Raw genomic sequence first — 19,495 nt, 5'->3', positions numbered from 1 at the left:
TCAACCCTCCCGCGCGAGGATGATGCCGGCCAGGGGCGGCAGCGTCAGTTCCAGCGACTGGGAAAAACCCATCCATGGCACGGGCTGCGCTGACAACCCATGGCCGTTGCCCAGATTGCTGCCGCCGTAGTAAAGAGAGTCGCTGTTGAAGATCTCGCCGTAATAACCGCCCTGGGGCACGCCGATGCGGTAGCGTTCGCGAGGCACCGGTGTGAAATTGAGCACGACCACCACCATATCGCCATTGCGCGCCCGCCGCAGGTAGCTTAAGGTGGACTGGTCCGCATCATGGCAATCGATCCACTGGAAGCCCTCGTGGAAGAAATCCAGCTCGTGCAAGGCGGGCAGGTCGCGATAGAGGCGGTTCAGATCCCGCAGGCAGGCCTGGATGCCCTGATGCCAGTGCACGTCCAGCAGCGACCAGTCGAGGCCATCACGCACGTTCCATTCCCGTCCGTGGCCGAATTCGTTGCCCATGAAGTTGAGCTTCTTGCCTGGGGTAGTGAGCTGGTAGGTGAATAGCAGACGCAGGTTAGCGAATTTCTGCCAGGCATCACCAGGCATCTTGTCCAGCAAGGAGCGTTTGCCGTGGACGACCTCGTCGTGAGAGAAGGGCAGCACGAAGTTTTCTGTGTAGGCGTAAAGCTGGCCGAAGGTGAGCTGGTCGTGGTGGTAGCGGCGATGCACGGGATCGTGGCCGAAATAGCTGAGGGTGTCATTCATCCAGCCCATGTTCCATTTCATGGAGAAGCCCAGGCCACCGAGATATACCGGACGCGACACCATGGGCCAGGCGGTGGATTCTTCGGCGAAGGTGAGTGCGCCGGGAAATTCGCCGTGGACCATGGTGTTCATTTCGCGTAGGAAATCGATCGCCTCCAGATTCTCGCGGCCTCCGAAGCGGTTGGGCAGCCACTCGCCCGGCTTGCGTGAATAATCGAGGTAGAGCATGGAGGCCACCGCATCCACGCGCAGTCCGTCCAGGTGGAATTCGGACAGCCAGTAGTGGGCCGAGGAGAGCAGGAAACTCTTCACCTCATGCCGGCCGTAGTTGAAGATGAGCGTGCCCCAGTCCTGGTGCACGCCCAGACGCGGATCTTCGTGTTCGTACAGGGCGGTGCCATCGAAGCGGGCCAGCGCCCAGGCGTCGCGGGGGAAGTGGGCCGGCACCCAATCCAAGATCACACCGATGCCGGCCTGGTGGCAATGATCGACGAAGGCACGCAAATCGTCCGGTGTGCCGTAGCGGGAGGTGGGGGCGAAATAACCGGTGGTCTGGTAACCCCAGGACTCGTCCAGGGGATGCTCCGAGATGGGCATCAACTCGATGTGGGTGAAGCCCATTTCCTTCACGTAGGGCACCAATTGCTCAGCCAGTTCCCGGTAATTGAGAAAGCCGCCGTCCTGCTTGCGCCGCCAGGAACCGGCGTGCACTTCGTAAATGTTCATGGGGGCGTGCAACCAGTCATGACGGGCGCGGGCTTCAAGCCAGGCGGCATCGCCCCAGCTGTGGCGGCTTTGCCCCACCACACGCGCCGCTGTGCCCGGGCGCAGTTCCATGGCGCGCGCATAAGGGTCGGTCTTGACGAACACCATGCCGGTGTCGCGATTACGGATCTCGAATTTGTAGAGCGCGCCGGCGGCCAGCCCCGGAATGAAGAGTTGCCACACCCCGCTTGCGCCCAACACGCGCATGGGATGCACGCGTCCATCCCAGCGGTTGAAATCGCCCACCACGCTTACCCGTTCCGCATTGGGGGCCCACACGGCGAAATTCACGCCCTCGATGCCCTGGATTTCCATCACGTGGGCGCCCAAAGTGCGCCAGGCTTGTAGCAGCCGGCCTTCGTTGAAAAGATAGAGATCCTGCTCGCCGATGGGGTTGGGCAGGGCATAGGGGTCGTAGCCTAGGCGGCTGCCTAAACCGTCCTCGAAGCGTAACCGGTAGGGCAGCGGCGGGCGTTCGTTCGACCGCCATTCGAAGATGCCGCGCTCGTCGCGCTTTTCCAGGGGCTGCCAGCCAGAATGTGTTTCGATCCACACCCGCTCGTCGTGGGGAGCGAACACACGCACCAGCCATTCCGAGCCCGTGTGATGCAAGCCCAGGTGGGCGAAGGGATCGTGCAGGCGGGCCTCGTGCAATGCGTCGTAAACCGGATTGACTTTGCTTGGGATGTCGTGTTTCATGTCTTGGAAAGTCCGTGTGGCTGAGCGCGGTACCCGCAAGCCCGGCGTCTTTGCATAAGAGGCGTCATGGAGACGTAAAGGGATTATAGACACAATGCTGCGCCGCCACGCAAACCCGGCAGGGCGAGCAGAAGCAATCATCGCGATCAGTGGAGTCAACGTCGTTTACCGGGTCATCAGCTGATTATGGACGCACTTCATGACCGACCGCAGCCGCGGCAAAAAGAATATCCCCGCTTCGTCAGTCTGCTCACCAAGAACACGGTGGCCCTTATCCTGGCTGGCGGACGCGGTAGCCGCCTTAAGCATCTTACCGATTGGCGCGCCAAACCCGCCGTGCCCTTTGGTGGCAAGTTCCGCATCATTGATTTTCCGCTCTCCAATTGCGTCAATTCGGGTATTCGCCGCATTGGCGTCATTACCCAGTACAAGGCCCATAGTCTGATCCAGCATCTGCAGCGGGGCTGGGGTTTTCTGCGCGGTGAATTCAACGAGTTCATCGACCTGCTGCCTGCGCAGCAGCGGATTCGCGAGGATGAGTGGTATAAGGGCACCGCAGACGCCGTGTTCCAGAACATGGATATCCTGCGCCATTACGGGCCCGAATTCGTGCTGATCCTAGCCGGGGACCACATCTACAAGATGGACTACGGCGAAATGCTGGCGGCGCATGCGGCCTCTGCTGCCGATGTCACGATCGCCTGTTTGGAAGTGCCCATCGAGGATGCCAAAGCCTTTGGCGTGGTGAGTGTGGACGAATACAACCGCATCACCGCCTTCGAGGAAAAGCCGGCCAATCCCACGCCGATGCCGAACGATCCCACCCGGGCATTTGCCAGTATGGGTATCTACGTTTTCAACGCCAAGTTCCTTTACGAGCAACTGATCCGCGATGCCGACGATGCCAAGTCTTCCCACGATTTTGGCAAGGACGTCATTCCCTATCTGGTGAGCCGTTACCGCGTGTTTGCCCATCGTTTCGCCGACAGTTGCGTTGGCGCACCAGGCGATGTGCCCTATTGGCGCGACGTGGGAACGGTGGATGCCTACTGGGAAGCCAACATGGAGTTGGCCAAGATCACGCCTGATCTCAACCTGTACGACGAGAAATGGCCGATCTGGACCTATCAAGAGCAGCTGCCACCCGCCAAGTTCGTATTCGACGATCCCGACCGGCGTGGCATGGCGGTAGATAGCATGGTTTCTGGTGGCTGCATCATCAGCGGTGCCACCGTGCGTTCATCGGTGTTGTTTTCCAGCGTGCGGGTGGATGCCTACAGCGAGATCACCGATTCCGTCATCCTGCCACGGGTGGACATCGGCAAGCACGTGCGCCTGCGTCGCGTGGTGGTGGACAAGAATTGCCGCATTCCCGATGGGCTGGAAGTGGGATTCGATCCGGAAAAGGATCGTCAGCGCTTCTATGTCACCGAACGGGGCATCACCCTGATCACCCCGGAGATGCTGGGGCAGTACATTCATCACGTGCGCTAGTCGCTTCGCGTCCGCCATTCACACATCATGGATCAACCGCGGCGCGTTCTTCACCTCATCCTTTGCTGGCACATGCACCAGCCGGATTACCGGCACCACGACAGCCGGGAATTCGTGCTGCCCTGGACCTATCTACACGCCACCAAGGACTACACGGACATGGCCTGGCATTTGGAGCAGAACCCGGGCATGCGCGCGGTGGTGAATTTCGTCCCCATTCTGTTGGAGCAGCTGGAAGATTACGCCGAGCAGTTTCGCAGCGGCACCATTCGCGATCCTCTACTGCGGCTGCTGGCGCGCGAAGATCTCTCGACCGCGACGCCCGCCGAGCGCGATCTCATTCTGGATCGGTGCTTCCGCTGCAACCACACGAGCATGATCGAGCCCTATCCGGCTTATCGCCAGCTAAGGGAGCTGTTCCGGCAGATCGAAAATCATGGTCGGCAGCATTTCGATTACCTCTCGCCTCAGTATCTGGCGGATCTGCTCACCTGGTATCACCTGAGCTGGATGGGGGAGACAGTGCGGCGCAGCACCGAGCTGGTGCCGCGTCTCATGAGCCAAGGCGCATTGTTCAGCCATACCGACCGTCTCCAGTTGTTCGAACTGATCGGAGACCTCATCGCCGGCGTCATTCCCCGTTACCGGCGGCTCGCCGAAGAGGGACGGATCGAACTATCTACCACGCCCTACTACCACCCCATCGCGCCCCTGCTCATGGATTTCAAGAGCGCGCGCGAAGCGTGGCCAGAGGCACTCTTGCCGGAATGCCCGGCTTATCCAGGTGGCACCGAGCGCTTGGCCTTCCACATCGACGCGGCGCGAGCGAGCCATCAGCGCCGCTTCGGTCGTGCGGCTTCAGGCATGTGGCCGGCGGAGGGCGCGATCTCCCAGGCGGTCGTGCTGCAACTCGCGCGCCATGGCGTAAGCTGGGCGGCCAGTGGCGAAGGCGTGCTGGTCAATAGCTTGCGCGCCACCGGCAAGCCTCTGCCCCAGAAGCGCGATTACATGTATCGCCCCTACCAGGTGCAGGATGAGACCGGCGAGCTCATCATCCGGTTATTCTTCCGTGACGACCGCTTGTCTGATCTGATCGGCTTCGAGTACGGCAAATGGTTCGCGCGCGATGCAGTAAACCATTTCGTCGCGGAGTTGGAACAGATCTACCATCAGACCGAGGCACACGAAAGTCCCGTGGTGAGCGTGATCCTGGATGGCGAAAACGCTTGGGAATACTACCCCTATAACGGCTATTACTTCCTGTCCGAATTGTACGCAGCACTGGCCGAGCACCCCTTCATTCGTCCCACCACGTTTTCCGACTATCTCGCCCAGTGCACGGCACAGTCCACTGGCGCAAGCTGCGCGGTGGCGGGGCAGCTGCCGCGTGTGGTGGCGGGAAGCTGGGTGTATGGCACGCTCTCCACCTGGATCGGCTCGCCAGAAAAAAATCGGGCCTGGGATCTAATGTGCAGCGCGAAAACCGGTTATGATCTCGTCATGGCGCGGGGTGGCCTGACGGAGGAGCGCCGCCAGGCCGCCGCCAGGCAGCTTGCCGATTGCGAGAGCTCGGACTGGTTCTGGTGGTTTGGCGATTACAATCCCGCTGCCAGCGTGGCGAGCTTCGACCGCCTGTTCCGCGACAAGCTCGCAAATCTGTATCGCTTGCTCGATCTGCCGGTGCCTGCCGCGCTGGATCACCCCATCAGCGCCGGTCACGCCGGCGGCGCGCCGGGCGTGGAAGCGGGTGGCACCATGCGCCGCGGCAGCTGAAGCGCCGCCGTTTGTTCGCCATTTCACAAAGGTTTGTTGCATGACCGAGACCGTCGCCCTGCTGTTCGGTGTCCACGCCCATCAACCGGTCGGTAATTTCCCCCAGGTGCTGGAGGATGCGCACCGCCGCTGCTACCGACCCTTCCTCCACACGCTCCACCGTTTTCCGGAATTCCGTTTCGCCGCGCACTTCTCTGGCTGGCTGCTCGACTATCTGCTGGAAAAATTTCCGGAAGACATGCGGCTGTTACAGGAAATGGTGGCGCGCGGTCAGGTGGAGCTGTTCGGGGCAGGCGAGACGGAGCCTGTGCTGGCGGTGATTCCGGCGTCAGACCGCGTGGGCCAGATTCGCACCCTGTCCGACAAGCTGGAACGGCGCTTTGGTGCCAGACCGCGCGGCGCCTGGCTCACGGAACGGGTTTGGGAGGCCACCGTGGTGCCGGCGCTGGCGGACGCCGGCATCGAATATGTCACCGTCGACGATTACCACTTCCTGTGCACCGGGCGCCGACTCGACGAGCTCACGGGCTATTTCACCACCGAGGAGGATGGGCGGCGGCTCGACCTGTTTCCCATTTCCGAGGCGCTGCGCTATCGCCTGCCTTTCGCGCCGGCGCAGGAGGCCGTGCGCTACATCGAGGGGCTGGTGCAGGGCGGGAACGTGCAACCGGCCGCCATCTATTTCGATGACATCGAAAAATTCGGCATCTGGCCGGAAACCTACGAGTGGGTGTATGAGCGCGGCTGGCTCACCGACTTCATCCAGGGCGTGCTCGCCTCTCCAGTCATCAGGCCGATGCGCTTCGACGAATACCGAAACAGCCAGCGCACGCGCGGTGTGATCTATGTGCCTACCACTTCCTACAGCGAGATGAACGAATGGACGCTGCCTGCCGAGGCAGCCAGTCGCTACGCCGAGCTGGTGGAGCGCGCCAAAAGGGAGGGACGTTTCGAGGGCGACAAGCCTTTTCTGCGTGGGGGTATCTGGAAAAATTTCTTCAGCCGCTATCCGGAGTCAAACTGGATGCACAAGCGCATGCTGGAGTTGTCGCGCCGTTTGCACGCGCTGCCGGGTCGGCACGAGCCAATGCGTCATCTGCTCTACCAGGCGCAAGCCAACGACGCCTATTGGCATGGCCTGTTTGGTGGCCTCTACTTGCCCCATTTGCGGCGTGCGGTGTATCACGCCATCGTGCGGCTGGAGGCGCTGCTCGATCAGGCGGCGCCGCGTCCCTCGCCCGAGGTGAAAGACCTTGACCTGGACGGCGTGGATGAGCTCTTCCTCCACAACACCACCCTGCAGGCGGTGGTGAAGTTGGATCAAAGCGCCAGTGTGTGCGAGCTGGATGCCTATGTGCTCGGGCACAATTTCGGCGACACGCTGGCGCGGCAGGTGGAGCATTACTATCGCAAGGTGCGAGCCGGGAACAGCGTGCATGCGCCGCACGTGGGCGAGGGCATTGCCTCGGCTCACGACCGAGTGAGCTTCAAGCATGAGATCCATGCCGAGGATCTCAGGCCGGATGCGCATCCGCGTACCTCGTTTCGCGATAGCTGGTGCGGCGAGACCGAGCCGCAGCCCCTGGTCTACCGGCAAGCAAAGGGCGGTGGCCCGGTGTTCGAGGCCGTTGATGGATTCATCCAAGTGCGCAAAACCTATGCCCTGAGTGACAACCGCCTGGAGGTGGAATATGTCTTTGGCGGCGCCCCGCGAGGGACCTTTACCACCGAGCTCAATCTCGCCATGCCCAGCTGCGACGGCCCGGCGGGGCGCTACCTACTGGCCGGGCACATTCCCGGCGGCTTCGGCGAGCCGCTGCTGGAACAAACGCTTGAGGAAATCGAACTGGTGGATGACGTGCTGGGAGGCAGCCTGGTGCTGCGTGTCACGCGGCCGGCACGGCTCGAAGCCCGGCCTCACCATACGGTGTCCCAAAGCGAAGCGGGCTTCGAGAAGATCATGCAGGCGGTGACCCTGCGTCTTGCCTGGCCGGTTGCTTCGGCGGGGGAGCGGCTGGTCGTCTCCCTCGAGGTGCGGCGCCAGGGACAGGTGTCGGCCACATGATGGGAAGCCTTGCGACGGGTCGCGCATGGATCGGCCTGGCGGGATCGGTTAGACTATCCAGAGTGACAAAAGTGGGTGGCAGGCTGCGTAAGTGACGTCAGTCCCAGGAAAGCGGGAATCCAGCGTATTGCGTGACCAATTTGCTGGTTCACCGGTTTCGCGGGATGGCGCAGAGATGTCAGGCATTTACGCAATGCTCGCTAGCCTTCTCGGCGTGGCGCCAGGGCGCATCGCGCGGCGCTTTCCGCCGGCGGTTCCTGCTGGGCGAGGTGGCCCACGCGCAAGCCGTCTCATGTGCCTATTGAGCATTACGTAAATAGGTGACACCTTTGTGTCGTCCCCGCGCAAGCGGGGACCCAGGAACATGGCGAGGAATGCCCTGGATTCCCGCTTTCGCGGGAATGACGTTTGACTTACGCAGCCTGTCAACGACTTACGTAACGCTCAATAGCTAACGCTTCCGTATCGATCGAGGAAATTCCGTGTCCGAACCCGTGGTCAGCAAGAACAAGGCGGTGTACATCACCTATTCCATCCTCACCGATGGCGGCGAGGTCTATGAACAGTCCGATCTGCCCATCGGCTATGTACATGGTGCCGACAGCGGCCTGTTCGAGGCGGTGGAAGAGGCGCTGGCAGGCGCGCACGTCGGCGACCGGCGCGAGGTGACACTCACACCGGAGGAGGCCTTTGGCCCCCACGATCCGCGTCTGACCTACACCGACGACATCGAGAACGTTCCACCCGAATACCGTCGCCTCGGCGCCGAAGTGGAATTCGAGAACGAAAAAGGGGAGAGCCTCACCTTCCGTGTTACCCGCATGGAAAATGGCAAGCTCACCATCGATGCCAACCATCCTTTGGCGGGCAAGACCGTGAACTTCGTGGTGAACGTGGTGGCGATCCGCGATGCCACGCCTGAGGAAATCGCGCAGGGCCGCCCCTTCGACGGCACGCCGCCGACCCTGCACTGAAGCAGAGGGCGCTACTTCAGGCCGCGCTCCTTATGCAGGCGCTTAAGGCGCCCTAAATGCGCATTGAGCTGGGTGATGATCTCGGATGCCGCATGGATGATCTGGCTGGCGGTGAAACCCGCGCGAATCATTTCCTTGAAGAAGGACTTGGCCAGCATTTTGGCGAGCTGATTGGGGTTCGCGCCCAGCGCAGCCACCGCGCTGCCCACCTGGGCCTCTGCTTCCCGCACCAGCGCCATCTGGGCGAAACGGGAATTGAGCACGCCCTGCAGCTGCACGACCTGGATGGATTTGCCGATGAACAGGGCCACCACTTCCAGCAGGTTGAGATCGTCCAGATTGAACGGGCGCGGAGCCTGTGGGTCGCTGACGTTGATCACCCCAATGATCTGTCCGTCGATGACGATGGGCGCGCTGATCAGACTGCGTCCCCCTTCGGTGAGACGACGTGCCACATTAACGAACTCGGAGCGGGCAATGTCCTCCACCAAAAGCGGTGTGCCACGCGCCAGGACGTGGCCGGCGACGCCTTCCCCGGCGCGTGTGGTCTCATGGAAGGCCGCTTCCGGCAGTTCACCGTGACTGGCGAACACACGCAGGCGCACGTCCCGTTCCTCGTGTTCGTCCAGGAGCATGATGGAACAGCGCTGCGCATTGAGAATGCGCGCCGCCATCATCGCCATTCGTTGCAGGCTGTCCTGCAGCCCGCTGGTGGTATCCAGCACGCGGCTCAAGTCCTTTAGCCGCAGCAACCTGACTTCGGCATCGCCCATCATCACCCCCACACCAGGCACCGAGCCCAGTATAGGTAATAGCGGCGCGCCTGCCGCTCAGTTGAGGGCGCTCGCCAATAGCCGCCGGTACTTGGACACCAGCTCTCCGCCCCCCAGAAGATTGAAAACCGAGATCATGGTCTTGCGACCGACGTCATCCTGGAAGTGGCGGTCGCGACGGACGATTTCCAGCAGCTGTTCCAGCGCGGGTTCGTAGCGCCCCTGGGCGATGTAGAGATTGGCGAGTTGCAAGCGTGCTTCCAGATCGTTCTCATTGGCCGTGATGCGCGACGCGAGGGTTGCCTCGTCCGGCAGATCCTTGGCCTTCTCGGCGAACTCGATGCGTGCGAGGAGCTCCTGCACCCGCGGCTGAAGCGCCGTCTGGGGGGACAGGCTGGAAAGCAGGCGCTTGGCTTCCGCCATCTCGCCCAGGTCCACCATGATGGCGGCGGTGTCGATGCGGATCTTTTCGTTGTGGGGGTCGAGCTTGGAGGCCTCTCCCAGAAGCTTGAGCGCTTGCGCCGCATCGCCGCTGGCATAGACCTCCTGCGCCCGCTGGCGCAGTGCCTCGCCCGGCGAGGGAATCAGGGCATCGATGAAGGCACGCACCTGGGACTCGGGCAGCGCCCCTGAAAACTCATCGACCATTTCGCCGTTCAAGAAGGCTTTCACCGTGGGCACGCCGCGTATGCCGAACTGGGCGGCGAGCTCCGGGTTGGCATCGGTCTCCACCTTGGCCAGGATGAAGCGGCCTTGGTATTCCTCTGCGAGCTTTTCCAGAATGGGCTTGAGCACGCGGCACGGCCCGCACCACGTGGCCCAAAAATCCACTAGTACGGGCACGTTCTTCGGCGCATCCAGCACGACCTGCTTGAAGTTGGTAGCGGTGACGTCGAAAGAATGGCTTGCCATGATGTTCTCCCCAGTCGATCCTTGCTATGTGGTGTCGGCCCGGGTGAGTTTCAACCATCAGATACGGCGCGCGAGCACGGCGGCCAGGCCGGTGTAGGCGCGCGGCTCGAGGGCCAGCAGACGTGCCTTTTCCGGCTCGGGGATGGGCAGTTGCCGAATGAAGGCGGCCAGTGTCTCGCGGGTGATGCCATGTTTGCCCCGCGTCAGCTCCTTGAGCTGCTCGTAAGGATTGGGCACGCCATAGCGGCGCATCACGGTCTGGATGGGCTCGGCCAGTACCTCCCAGTTGGCATCGAGATCCTCATCGAGGCGCTGCGGGTTGACTTCCAGCTTGTTCAGGCCGCGCAGACAGGACTCGAAACCCAGTAGGGCATAGCCCAGCGCCACGCCCATGTTGCGCAGCACGGTGGAGTCCGTGAGATCCCGCTGCCAGCGCGACACGGGGAGCTTCTCCGCGAGATGGCGCAATAGCGCATTGGCCACGCCGAGGTTGCCTTCGGAGTTTTCGAAATCGATGGGGTTGACCTTGTGGGGCATGGTGCTGGAGCCCACCTCGCCGGCCTTCACCTTCTGACGGAAATAGCCCAGGGCAATGTAGCCCCATACGTCACGGTCGAGGTCGATCAGGATGGTATCGACCCGCGCCAGCGCATCGAATAGCTCCGCCATGTAATCATGGGGCTCGATCTGGATGGTGTAGGGGTTGAACTGTAGGCCCAGTTTCTCCACGAAGCGGCGCGCGAAGTTTTCCCAGTTGAAATCTGGATACGCGGCTAGGTGGGCGTTGTAATTGCCCACCGCCCCGTTCATCTTGCCGAGCACTGCTACCGCCACTAGGCGGTCACGGGCGGCCCGCAGCCGGTAGACCACATTGGCGAACTCCTTACCCACCGTGGTGGGTGACGCGGGTTGGCCGTGGGTATGGGCCAGCATCGGGAAATCGGCCCAGGCATGAGCCAGCTCGCCAAGTTTCTCCAGGAGCCGGTCGAGGGCCGGCAATAGCACTTGGTCGCGCCCGGCCTTCAGCATGAGCCCATGGGCGAGATTGTTGATGTCTTCGGAGGTGCAGGCGAAGTGGATAAATTCCGCTACCCGCATGACCTCCGGATTACCGGCGAGCCGCTGTTTCAGGAAATATTCGATGGCCTTGACGTCGTGGTTGGTGATGGCCTCGATATCCTTCACCGCTTGCGCATCCGCCTCACTGAAGTTGGTCGCCAGTAAATCAAGCTCGGCGATCGTGGCCGGCGAAAAGGGGGGCACTTCGGTAAGCGCAGGTTCGGCCGCCAACGCCTTGAGCCACTCGATTTCCACCCGCACCCGGTGCTTCATCAGCCCGAATTCAGAGAACAAGGCGCGCAGGCCCCCCATGCGCGAAGCATAGCGGCCATCGAGGGGAGAAAGAGCAGTGAGAGCAGACAGTTCCATGGCGGCCTATCGAGGGGTGTATCAGCAATGGGCAAACGACGCCTGGCACCAGTCGGGGCGCCGACGCAAAAACTCTTATTCTACCCGATTGGGTTCGGGCGTCTGGGCACTCTTGCCGGTGATCTGCACCCGCACGTAGCCCAACGCCAGGTAATCGGCCACTTGCGCCGGACCTGCGGCCGACACGGTCACATAGTCGGGAAACGCTTCCGCTCCCACGCCACGCCAACCTGCATAGGTCTCGCACACGTGCACCGGGATACCCTCCTCCCGAACCAGGTGCGTGATACCTGCGTGCACGGTGGGCGCTAAAGCCTGCGCTTCGGCCGCGAGGGCGAACATCTCCTGCCCATGGCTTACCACGGCCAGGGCGAGTTCTGGGAAACGTGCCCGCAGTCGGCGCGCGTAGTCGCTCACCTGCGGCACGACCCAGACGAGCGCCTGCGGATCGCCCGTGACGATCTCGAACACCACCCCTGGTGGTGGCTGGTCTGACGCGAGTAGGCGCGCCACCGCCGGATGATCATCGGCCGCGGCAGTGGCGGCGATCCACCACGCCGTTGCCAACAAAAATGTCCTGAACATGAAGTCCTCCATTGGAACCATGATGCGGCAGTGCTGCTTGCGCGCGGGAATCCGCGCCTAGCCGACGTTGGAGAAGGTGTTCGGCGGTGTGTTCCCGAGGAGGTCTCAAGGTGCGAGGAGAGCGGGCGGTCGAGGGGTTGGCGCGCTCTCCCGTGGCCGTCACGGGCTACAATGGGCCATGTGCCCGCTCGACCGACTCCTCGCCGAAATCCGTGCCTGCCGCGTGTGTGAGCGCGCTCTGCCGCTGGGTCCGAAGCCGGTGTTGCGGGTGTCGCAGACGGCGCGGTTGTTGATCGTGGGCCAGGCGCCGGGGCGGCGGGTGCATGAGAGTGGCATTCCATGGAATGATCCTTCCGGCGATCGGCTGCGCGCGTGGCTGGGTATGGACCGCGAGCGCTTTTATGATAGCCGCCACATCGCCATCGTGCCGGCGGGTTTGTGCTATCCCGGCAGCGGGCCGCGCGGGGATGCGCCGCCACGACCAGAATGTGCGCCCCTGTGGCATCCGCGCCTGCTTGCCTTCATGCCGCACATCCGGCTCACGTTGCTGGTGGGACAGTATGCCCAGGCCTATTATCTCGGCGCGCGGCGCAAGGCGACGCTGCGTGAGACGGTAGCAGCCTGTCACGAGTATTTGCCGGCCTATTTCCCGTTGCCCCATCCCAGTCCGCGCAACCAACTCTGGCTCAAGCAAAATCCCTGGTTCGCGGCGCATGTGCTGCCCCTTTTGCGGGAGCGGGTCGCTGCGGTGCTGGGGTGAACTTCTCCTGGATCCTGCTGGCGGGGCTGGATGGCATCGGGCGTTTTTCGCAACGTGCGCGTAACGCCATGCACGCGATCTTGAGCTTTCGCGCGCGGCGCAAGTTGGCGTGACACAAGCGGACCATTGGAGCGCGATGCTATAATCCAGCGCATTTTGTCAGCATACAAAGCCATACCCATGCTCGAAGCCTATCGTGCCCACGTCGCGGAGCGCGCGGCCCAGGGGCTGCCGCCGCTTCCCCTCAACGCCGAACAGGTCGCCGCCCTGGTGGAGCTGATCAAGCATCCCCCCACCGGCGAAGAGGATTTTCTCCTCGATCTATTGGAAAACCGCGTGCCGCCCGGCGTGGACCAGGCGGCTTACGTGAAGGCGGCTTTCCTCGCCGACGTGGCCCGGGGCAAGGCGCACACACCACTCATCTGCCGCCAGCATGCGGTGCAGATTCTGGGCACCATGTTGGGAGGCTACAACGTGGCCCCGCTCATCGAGCTCATGGATGACGCAACCCTGGCGCCGGATGCGGTGCAGGCCCTGTCCCACACCATTTTGCTGTTCGATGCCTTCCACGACGTGGTGGACAAGTTCAAGGCAGGCAATCCCCACGCGCGGGCGCTGCTGGAGTCGTGGGCCGAGGCGGAGTGGTTCACCGGCCGCGCGCCATTGCCCGAGTCCATCCCTTGTGTGGTGTTCAAGGTGCCGGGGGAAACCAATACTGACGATCTTTCTCCCGCCCAGGAGGCGTGGTCGCGTCCGGACATTCCCCAGCACGCCAAGGCGATGCTCATCAACAAGATGCCGGATGCGCTGGCGGTGATCGCTGAGCTCAAGAAGAAGGGGCTGCCCCTTGCTTTCGTGGGAGACGTGGTGGGCACCGGCTCCTCGCGCAAGTCGGCGATCAACTCTGTGCAGTGGCACATGGGGCAGGACATTCCCCATCTGCCCAACAAGCGCACCGGTGGCATCGTGCTGGGCGGCAAGATCGCGCCCATTTTCTTCAACACCGCCGAGGATTCTGGGGCCCTGCCCATCCAGTGCGATGTCAGCCGCATGGCGATGGGGCAGGTGATCACCATCCATCCTTACCGGGGGGAGATCACGGACGAGGCCGGGCAGGTCATCGCGAGCTTCCGTCTGGAACCGCTTACCCTACCCGATGAGATCCGCGCTGCTGGGCGCATCCCGCTCATCATCGGCCGGGGCCTGACCAACAAGGCACGCGAGGCACTGGGGCTTAGACCCTCCGATGTGTTCATCAAACCGATGGCACCGAAGGACACGGGGAAGGGCTTTACCCTCGCGCAGAAGATCGTAGGCCGCGCTTGTGGCGTGGCGGGTATCCGCCCCGGCACCTACTGCGAACCGAAGATGACTACCGTCGGCTCCCAGGACACCACTGGCGCCATGACCCGCGACGAGCTCAAGGAGCTTGCCTGCCTGGGCTTCTCCGCCGATCTGGTGATGCAAAGCTTTTGCCATACCGCGGCCTATCCCAAGCCGGTGGACATCAAGTTGCAGCACGAGTTGCCGGAATTCATTTCCTCGCGTGGCGGCGTTTCCCTGAAACCGGGGGATGGCGTCATCCACTCTTGGCTCAATCGGATGCTACTGCCGGATACGGTGGGTACTGGTGGGGATTCCCATACCCGCTTCCCCATCGGCATCAGTTTCCCCGCGGGCTCCGGCCTGGTGGCCTTCGCCGCTGCCATGGGGGTGATGCCGCTGGACATGCCCGAATCGGTCCTAGTGCGTTTCAAGGGAACGATGCAACCGGGCATCACCCTGCGCGATCTGGTGAATGCCATTCCCTATGCCGCCATTCAGCAGGGCGTGCTCACCGTGGGCAAGCAGGGCAAGAAGAATGTGTTCAATGGCCGTATCCTGGAAATCGAGGGACTGCCGGACCTCAAGGTGGAGCAGGCCTTCGAATTCGCTGATGCTTCCGCCGAGCGTTCCGCCAATGGCTGCACGGTGCGCCTCAACAAAGAACCCGTGATCGAGTTCCTCAACTCCAACATCGTGTTGCTGGAGCATCTCATCGAGCGGGGTTACCAGGACGCACGCACCTTGCAGCGGCGTATCGATGCCATGCGTGCCTGGCTCGACAAACCGGAGCTGCTCGAGCCTGATGCCGATGCCGAGTATGCCTACGTGCTGGAGATCGACCTTGACGAGATCAAGGAGCCCCTGGTGGCCTGTCCCAACGATCCGGACGACATCAAACCCCTCTCTGCCGTGGCGGGCGACAAGATCGACGAGGTCTTTATTGGGAGTTGCATGACCAACATCGGCCACTACCGCGCTGCCGGTCGTGTGCTAGAGGATGCGGGCCTCATTCCTCCCCGCCTGTGGATCGCGCCGCCCACGCGCATGGACGAGGCGCAGCTGCGGGAAGAGGGTGTATACGCGATCTTTGGCCGCGTCGGCGCGCGTACCGAAATGCCTGGCTGCTCTCTGTGCATGGGCAACCAGGCACGGGTGGCGGACAATGCCACCGTGTTCTCCACCAGTACCCGCAACTTCGACAATCGCATGGGCAAGGGCGCGCGCGTCTATTTGGGTTCGGCTGAATTGGCTGCGGTGTGCGCGCGGCTGGGACGCATTCCCAGCGTGGAGGAATATTTGGCGGTGGTGCAGCAGAAAATCGCGCCGCTGGCGGAGAACATCTACCGTTACCTGAATTTCCACCAGATGGAGCAATACCTGAGACCAGGGAAGGTCATCCCGTTGGTGCAGGCATAGACGTTTCCAACGCAAAGGCCGCAAAGATCGCAAAGGTGTTGATGATCTGCTTTGCGTCCTTTGCGTTTTTGCGTTTCCCCTGATTTCGATGGACAGACTATGAAACTGATCGGCTCTCTCACCAGCCCCTTCGTGCGCAAGGTACGCATCGTGGCCATGGAAAAACACATCGAACTCGAGTTCGTAGTCGATGTGCCGTGGACACCGGATACCAAGGTGCCGGATGCCAACCCACTGGGCAAGGTGCCGGTCCTGGTGATGGACGATGGCACGGCTCTCTACGACTCGCGCGTCATCGCTGAGTACCTGGATACGGTGACACCGGTCTCGCGCCTGATTCCGGAGGGCAACCGACAACGCATCGCGGTCAAGAAGTGGGAGGCGCTTGCGGACGGCATTGCCGATGCCGCTGCGCTCATTTACCTCGAGCGCACCCGGCGCGCACCGGAATGCCAGAGCCATGACTGGATCGTGCGGCAGGAGCAGAAGGTGTTCCGCGGCCTAAAGACCATGTCCGAGGAACTGGGTGAGAAGAAATTCTGCACCGGCGAAACCATGAACCTTGCCGACATTGCCGTCGGCTGCTGCCTTGGCTATCTGGATTTCCGCTTCCCGGAGATCCGCTGGCGCGAGGCCCATCTCAACCTCGCTAGGCTCGCGGAAAAACTGTTCGCCATGGAGCCCTTCCAGGTGACGGTGCCCGTGGCTTGACCTGCATGTCAGCCCATCTGTCGAGCAGGCAGATCATCCTTGCCGGCTTTGCCGGTGTTGCCGTTTTCACGCTCGTCATGCTGGGCCTGGGCTTGACCCGCCTGGCCGAGGTCAATGCCCAGATGGACGAACTGGCCAATCGCACCTTCCGCTGCGCCGAGGCCGTGTACACCATGCGCATGGTGGCGCGTGACCGTCTTGCCAGTCTGCAGGGCATGTTTTTCCTGCGCGATCACTTCGAGCGGGATGAGGAACGGCTGCGCTACAGCCGCATGGCACTCACCTTCATCCAGGCGGGCGAGACCTTGCTCGGTCTGGCGCCCGGTCGGGACCAGCGCCAAGCTTGGGAACAGGCGCGCGCGCTCATTGCCGAGGACGAGAAACTGCATGAGCAAGCGCTCGATGCCATGATGGCAGAGCGCCCGCAGGAGGCCGCCTACCTCATCCGCCGGCACATTCGCCCCCTGGAGGCGCGCCTGACGGACACGCTCGATGGCATGCTCGAGATCGAGCGCGCAAAAACCCAGCGCTTGCTGGCCGATGCCAACCGGCGCTATCTGCCGTGGGGTGAACACCTGCTGCGTGTGGGCATGAGTGCGGGAGTGGTGGCCATCGACCCGACCCTCACCGCCAGCGAGCTCGTGCATCGGGCCGACCGCGCTTGCTATCAGGCCAAGGCAAGGCGGCGTGTGGCCGGCATGGCAACGCCATGAGTATGGCAGCGGAAGCACCTTCGCCGTGGGTGATGCGCTGGGCACGGGGTCTGCCGCGGCAGGCGCGCGTGTTGGATCTCGCCGCCGGTAGCGGGCGCCATGCGCGCTGGTTGGCGGCCCAAGGTTTCGCCGTGGAGGCGGTGGATCGCGATGCCAGCGCGCTGGCGCCCTTGGCGCAGGTGCCTGGGATCACGCCGCGCTGCGCGGATCTGGAGCAGGCACCATGGCCCTATGCTGAGCGCAGCTTCGATGCCATCGTCGTCAGCCGTTATCTTCACCGGCCGCTCTTTCCCCTGATCGAGGCGGCGCTCGCGCCCGGCGGGCTCCTCATCTATGAAACCTTTATGGTGGGCAACGAGGCCTTCGGGCGTCCCAGCAATCCGGCCTTCCTGCTTGGGCGCAATGAGCTCATGCAAGCCTTTCCCGCTTTGTCCGTGCTGGCCTTTGCCCAGGGTTACACGGCCATCCCGCGCCCAGCGATGATACAGCGCCTCAGCGCACGTCGTTAGCCACCGGCAGGGCGCGCAAGGGTACGACTGGCCGCGGCCTCTCCACGCCGAAGGGAGAATAGCGGTAGAGCAGACTGTCGTAGCGCAGGTAGCGGCGGTGCCACCACACCACCGCACCTCGCGCATCCGCCTGATGCTGCCAGCGGGTGCATATCAGATGCGGCCCGCGTTCCATGGGCAGCACCACCTGGTGCAGCGCACAGACCTTGTGTTGGGGTTGGGCGCGGAAGTGGCGGCAATTCCAGCACTCGGGCTCCGGGTTCAGCGCCATGGCCGACTCACTGGATGATGCCACCTCCCAGGCAGACATCGTCTTCGTACAGCACCACCGACTGCCCGGGTGTCACCGCCCATTGGGGCATGTCGAAGCGAAGCGCCATGTGATTGTCCGCCAGGCGCTCGATGTGACAGGCGGCGTCGGTCTGACGGTAGCGAGTCTTGGCTGCGTACCGTCGCCTTGGATCGGGCGGGGTGCCAGCGATCCATGACAGATCCCCGGCTTCGAGGCGATCCTTGAAGAGCAGGGGATGATCGTGGCCTTGGACCACGATCAGCACATTGCGGGCGAGATCCTTGCCCGCCACATACCACGGCGCGCCAGGCCCTCCAATACCCAGGCCCTGACGCTGGCCGATGGTGTAGTACATGAGCCCGTCGTGGCGGCCTACGTAGCGGCCATCCGGCGTTTCCATATCACCTGGCTGCCTGGGCAGATAGCGTGATAGGAACTCGCGGAAATCCCGCTCGCCGATGAAGCAGATGCCGGTGCTGTCTTTCTTGGCATGGGTCGGCAGCCCCGCCTCTCGAGCGATGGCGCGCACTTCGCTTTTGAGCAGCCCCCCGAGGGGAAACAGCGTGCGCGCGAGCTGCGCCTGATTCAGGCGATAGAGGAAATAGGTCTGGTCCTTGCCACTATCCCGCGCCTTGACCAGCTCATGGACGCCGTTGCGTTCCCGCACCAGCGCGTAGTGGCCCGTGGCGATGCGATCTGCGCCCAGACTCAGGGCATGTTCCAGAAAGGCCTTGAACTTGATTTCCGAGTTGCACAGCACGTCTGGGTTGGGCGTGCGTCCCGCCTGATATTCGCGCAGGAAATAATTGAACACCCGTTCCTTGTACTCGCGCGCGAAATTTACCGCCTCGACTTCGATGCCGATGACTTCGGCCACGGCCAGCACGTCAAGGAAATCCTGGCGCGCTGGGCATTCCTCGTCGTCTTCCCAGTTGCGCATGAACAGCCCCACTACCTCGTAGCCTTGCCGCTTGAGGAGCCAGGCCGCGACGGAGGAATCCACGCCCCCCGACATGCCCACCACGACACGCTCAGCCATGGGGCTGCGCCCCCTTCTTCCATTCCTGGAGGGTGAATACCGCCGCCGGCTCGCCGTTGTCGAAGAACCAGGAATCCACCACATACTCTGCGCCGCTGGCACGCTCGCGGATATGGGCCGCCCAGTGCACGTCGAGCAACCAGGGTGCCCGTTCCACCGGCTCCAGCACCTGGTGGAAGCGCAGCAAGCCGCGTCGTTCCAGCAGGCGCAGGTAGGCGGTGGTGTTGTGGGAATGGTCGATGCAGTCCATGCGTCCTTCCACGCCATCATCGGCGAGATTGCCGCCCCGGTCGTTGCGCGTGGGAGTCTGCTGGCCGGCAATGCGTTCCATGAGGCCGATGGCGAGCGCAATCGCGCTCCTTTCCAGAGCGGGCGTGTCTGCGCCTTCGAACAGGTCGGCGATGCAGAGCAGATCATTGACGTCGAATACCACCACCGCGCGGGTTTGACAGCCCCAGTTGTAGCAGATCTCCACCTGCTCATCGGCATGTGCGGCAGCCGACAGCAGGGCGAGCAGGAGAAGACACCACAGCCGCAT

Annotated in this window: 17 protein-coding genes; 9 read left to right on the top strand and 8 right to left on the bottom strand. The window is 62.6% G+C overall.

Going from position 1 to position 19,495, the window contains the following annotated elements:
- Window positions 1–2,187 (bottom strand): 1,4-alpha-glucan branching protein GlgB, encoded by a 2,187-nt coding sequence (gene glgB, locus V6E02_RS11600; protein ID WP_347308965.1) that lies wholly within the window; start codon window positions 2,185–2,187, stop codon window positions 1–3.
- 186 nt (window positions 2,188–2,373) lie between these two features.
- On the opposite strand from glgB, the gene glgC reads away from it, so the two are divergent.
- The 4 genes from glgC (at window position 2,374) to V6E02_RS11580 (ending at window position 8,493) form a co-directional block, all read left to right on the top strand.
- On the top strand, window positions 2,374–3,681 hold the full coding sequence (gene glgC / locus V6E02_RS11595) for a glucose-1-phosphate adenylyltransferase (RefSeq protein WP_347308964.1): 1,308 nt from the start codon (window positions 2,374–2,376) through the stop codon (window positions 3,679–3,681).
- A 27-nt stretch (window positions 3,682–3,708) separates the two neighbouring features.
- Entirely contained in the window at window positions 3,709–5,454 is a 1,746-nt protein-coding gene (locus V6E02_RS11590) for a glycoside hydrolase family 57 protein (protein WP_347308963.1), read from the top strand.
- Window positions 5,455–5,494: 40 nt separating this feature from the next.
- Window positions 5,495–7,519: an alpha-amylase/4-alpha-glucanotransferase domain-containing protein gene (locus tag V6E02_RS11585; protein ID WP_347308962.1), complete on the top strand. Its 2,025-nt coding sequence runs from the start codon at window positions 5,495–5,497 to the stop codon at window positions 7,517–7,519.
- A 482-nt stretch (window positions 7,520–8,001) separates the two neighbouring features.
- The gene (locus V6E02_RS11580; RefSeq protein ID WP_347308961.1) at window positions 8,002–8,493 is read left to right on the top strand and encodes an FKBP-type peptidyl-prolyl cis-trans isomerase; all 492 of its coding nucleotides are present in this window, start codon (window positions 8,002–8,004) and stop codon (window positions 8,491–8,493) included.
- A gap of 11 nt (window positions 8,494–8,504) precedes the next feature.
- On the opposite strand, the gene V6E02_RS11575 is transcribed toward V6E02_RS11580, so the two are convergent.
- The 4 genes from V6E02_RS11575 to V6E02_RS11560 form a co-directional block, all read right to left on the bottom strand.
- Window positions 8,505–9,269 (bottom strand): GAF domain-containing protein, encoded by a 765-nt coding sequence (locus V6E02_RS11575; protein ID WP_347308960.1) that lies wholly within the window; start codon window positions 9,267–9,269, stop codon window positions 8,505–8,507.
- A 54-nt stretch (window positions 9,270–9,323) separates the two neighbouring features.
- A complete protein-coding gene (trxA, locus tag V6E02_RS11570; RefSeq protein ID WP_347308959.1) occupies window positions 9,324–10,178 on the bottom strand; it encodes a thioredoxin in 855 nt (284 codons plus the stop codon).
- Window positions 10,179–10,235: 57 nt separating this feature from the next.
- Complete coding sequence (gene purB, locus V6E02_RS11565) at window positions 10,236–11,606, bottom strand: adenylosuccinate lyase (protein WP_347308958.1); 1,371 nt, start codon at window positions 11,604–11,606, stop codon at window positions 10,236–10,238.
- 75 nt (window positions 11,607–11,681) lie between these two features.
- Window positions 11,682–12,191 carry a hypothetical protein gene (locus V6E02_RS11560; RefSeq protein WP_347308957.1) on the bottom strand — a complete coding sequence of 170 codons (510 nt, stop codon included), beginning with the start codon at window positions 12,189–12,191 and terminating at the stop codon, window positions 11,682–11,684.
- Window positions 12,192–12,369: 178 nt separating this feature from the next.
- On the opposite strand from V6E02_RS11560, the gene V6E02_RS11555 reads away from it, so the two are divergent.
- The 5 genes from V6E02_RS11555 to V6E02_RS11535 all read left to right on the top strand — a co-directional run bounded on the left by V6E02_RS11555 (window position 12,370) and on the right by V6E02_RS11535 (window position 17,626).
- On the top strand, window positions 12,370–12,951 hold the full coding sequence (locus tag V6E02_RS11555; RefSeq protein ID WP_347308956.1) for a uracil-DNA glycosylase family protein: 582 nt from the start codon (window positions 12,370–12,372) through the stop codon (window positions 12,949–12,951).
- Between the two features lie 180 nt (window positions 12,952–13,131).
- On the top strand, window positions 13,132–15,693 hold the full coding sequence (gene acnB, locus V6E02_RS11550; protein WP_347308955.1) for a bifunctional aconitate hydratase 2/2-methylisocitrate dehydratase: 2,562 nt from the start codon (window positions 13,132–13,134) through the stop codon (window positions 15,691–15,693).
- A 99-nt stretch (window positions 15,694–15,792) separates the two neighbouring features.
- Window positions 15,793–16,404 carry a glutathione S-transferase gene (locus tag V6E02_RS11545; protein WP_347308954.1) on the top strand — a complete coding sequence of 204 codons (612 nt, stop codon included), beginning with the start codon at window positions 15,793–15,795 and terminating at the stop codon, window positions 16,402–16,404.
- A gap of 5 nt (window positions 16,405–16,409) precedes the next feature.
- Window positions 16,410–17,117 (top strand): hypothetical protein, encoded by a 708-nt coding sequence (locus tag V6E02_RS11540; protein ID WP_347308953.1) that lies wholly within the window; start codon window positions 16,410–16,412, stop codon window positions 17,115–17,117.
- Window positions 17,114–17,626 carry a class I SAM-dependent methyltransferase gene (locus V6E02_RS11535; RefSeq protein WP_347308952.1) on the top strand — a complete coding sequence of 171 codons (513 nt, stop codon included), beginning with the start codon at window positions 17,114–17,116 and terminating at the stop codon, window positions 17,624–17,626. The genes V6E02_RS11540 and V6E02_RS11535 overlap by 4 nt, the downstream gene beginning before the upstream one ends.
- On the opposite strand, the gene V6E02_RS11530 is transcribed toward V6E02_RS11535, so the two are convergent.
- From V6E02_RS11530 to V6E02_RS11520, 3 genes are read right to left on the bottom strand one after another with little or no spacing between them, the layout of a single operon-like run.
- Complete coding sequence (locus V6E02_RS11530) at window positions 17,610–17,897, bottom strand: hypothetical protein (protein WP_347308951.1); 288 nt, start codon at window positions 17,895–17,897, stop codon at window positions 17,610–17,612. The two genes, V6E02_RS11535 and V6E02_RS11530, sit on opposite strands and share 17 nt — an antisense overlap.
- 7 nt (window positions 17,898–17,904) lie before the next feature.
- Window positions 17,905–18,957 (bottom strand): tRNA 2-thiouridine(34) synthase MnmA, encoded by a 1,053-nt coding sequence (gene mnmA, locus V6E02_RS11525; RefSeq protein ID WP_347308950.1) that lies wholly within the window; start codon window positions 18,955–18,957, stop codon window positions 17,905–17,907.
- Window positions 18,950–19,495 carry a hypothetical protein gene (locus V6E02_RS11520; RefSeq protein ID WP_347308949.1) on the bottom strand — a complete coding sequence of 182 codons (546 nt, stop codon included), beginning with the start codon at window positions 19,493–19,495 and terminating at the stop codon, window positions 18,950–18,952. The genes mnmA and V6E02_RS11520 overlap by 8 nt, the downstream gene beginning before the upstream one ends.

The sequence above is a fragment of the Thiobacter sp. AK1 genome, assembly GCF_039822265.1.
Classification (GTDB): Bacteria; Pseudomonadota; Gammaproteobacteria; order Burkholderiales; family Thiobacteraceae; genus Thiobacter; species Thiobacter aerophilum.
This window is presented reverse-complemented; position numbering and strand designations above follow the sequence as displayed.

What these genes read in the sequence shown, in the direction of transcription:
- V6E02_RS11545 (WP_347308954.1), top strand. Translation starts at nt 15,793, where the DNA reads ATGAAACTGATCGGCTCTCTCACCAGCCCCTTCGTGCGCAAGGTACGC.
- V6E02_RS11575 (WP_347308960.1), bottom strand. Translation starts at nt 9,269, where the DNA reads ATGATGGGCGATGCCGAAGTCAGGTTGCTGCGGCTAAAGGACTTGAGC.
- V6E02_RS11540 (WP_347308953.1), top strand. Translation starts at nt 16,410, where the DNA reads ATGTCAGCCCATCTGTCGAGCAGGCAGATCATCCTTGCCGGCTTTGCC.
- V6E02_RS11560 (WP_347308957.1), bottom strand. Translation starts at nt 12,191, where the DNA reads ATGTTCAGGACATTTTTGTTGGCAACGGCGTGGTGGATCGCCGCCACT.
- glgC (WP_347308964.1), top strand. Translation starts at nt 2,374, where the DNA reads ATGGACGCACTTCATGACCGACCGCAGCCGCGGCAAAAAGAATATCCC.
- acnB (WP_347308955.1), top strand. Translation starts at nt 13,132, where the DNA reads ATGCTCGAAGCCTATCGTGCCCACGTCGCGGAGCGCGCGGCCCAGGGG.
- trxA (WP_347308959.1), bottom strand. Translation starts at nt 10,178, where the DNA reads ATGGCAAGCCATTCTTTCGACGTCACCGCTACCAACTTCAAGCAGGTC.
- glgB (WP_347308965.1), bottom strand. Translation starts at nt 2,187, where the DNA reads ATGAAACACGACATCCCAAGCAAAGTCAATCCGGTTTACGACGCATTG.
- purB (WP_347308958.1), bottom strand. Translation starts at nt 11,606, where the DNA reads ATGGAACTGTCTGCTCTCACTGCTCTTTCTCCCCTCGATGGCCGCTAT.
- mnmA (WP_347308950.1), bottom strand. Translation starts at nt 18,957, where the DNA reads ATGGCTGAGCGTGTCGTGGTGGGCATGTCGGGGGGCGTGGATTCCTCC.
- V6E02_RS11555 (WP_347308956.1), top strand. Translation starts at nt 12,370, where the DNA reads ATGTGCCCGCTCGACCGACTCCTCGCCGAAATCCGTGCCTGCCGCGTG.
- V6E02_RS11520 (WP_347308949.1), bottom strand. Translation starts at nt 19,495, where the DNA reads ATGCGGCTGTGGTGTCTTCTCCTGCTCGCCCTGCTGTCGGCTGCCGCA.
- V6E02_RS11535 (WP_347308952.1), top strand. Translation starts at nt 17,114, where the DNA reads ATGAGTATGGCAGCGGAAGCACCTTCGCCGTGGGTGATGCGCTGGGCA.
- V6E02_RS11530 (WP_347308951.1), bottom strand. Translation starts at nt 17,897, where the DNA reads ATGGCGCTGAACCCGGAGCCCGAGTGCTGGAATTGCCGCCACTTCCGC.
- V6E02_RS11585 (WP_347308962.1), top strand. Translation starts at nt 5,495, where the DNA reads ATGACCGAGACCGTCGCCCTGCTGTTCGGTGTCCACGCCCATCAACCG.
- V6E02_RS11590 (WP_347308963.1), top strand. Translation starts at nt 3,709, where the DNA reads ATGGATCAACCGCGGCGCGTTCTTCACCTCATCCTTTGCTGGCACATG.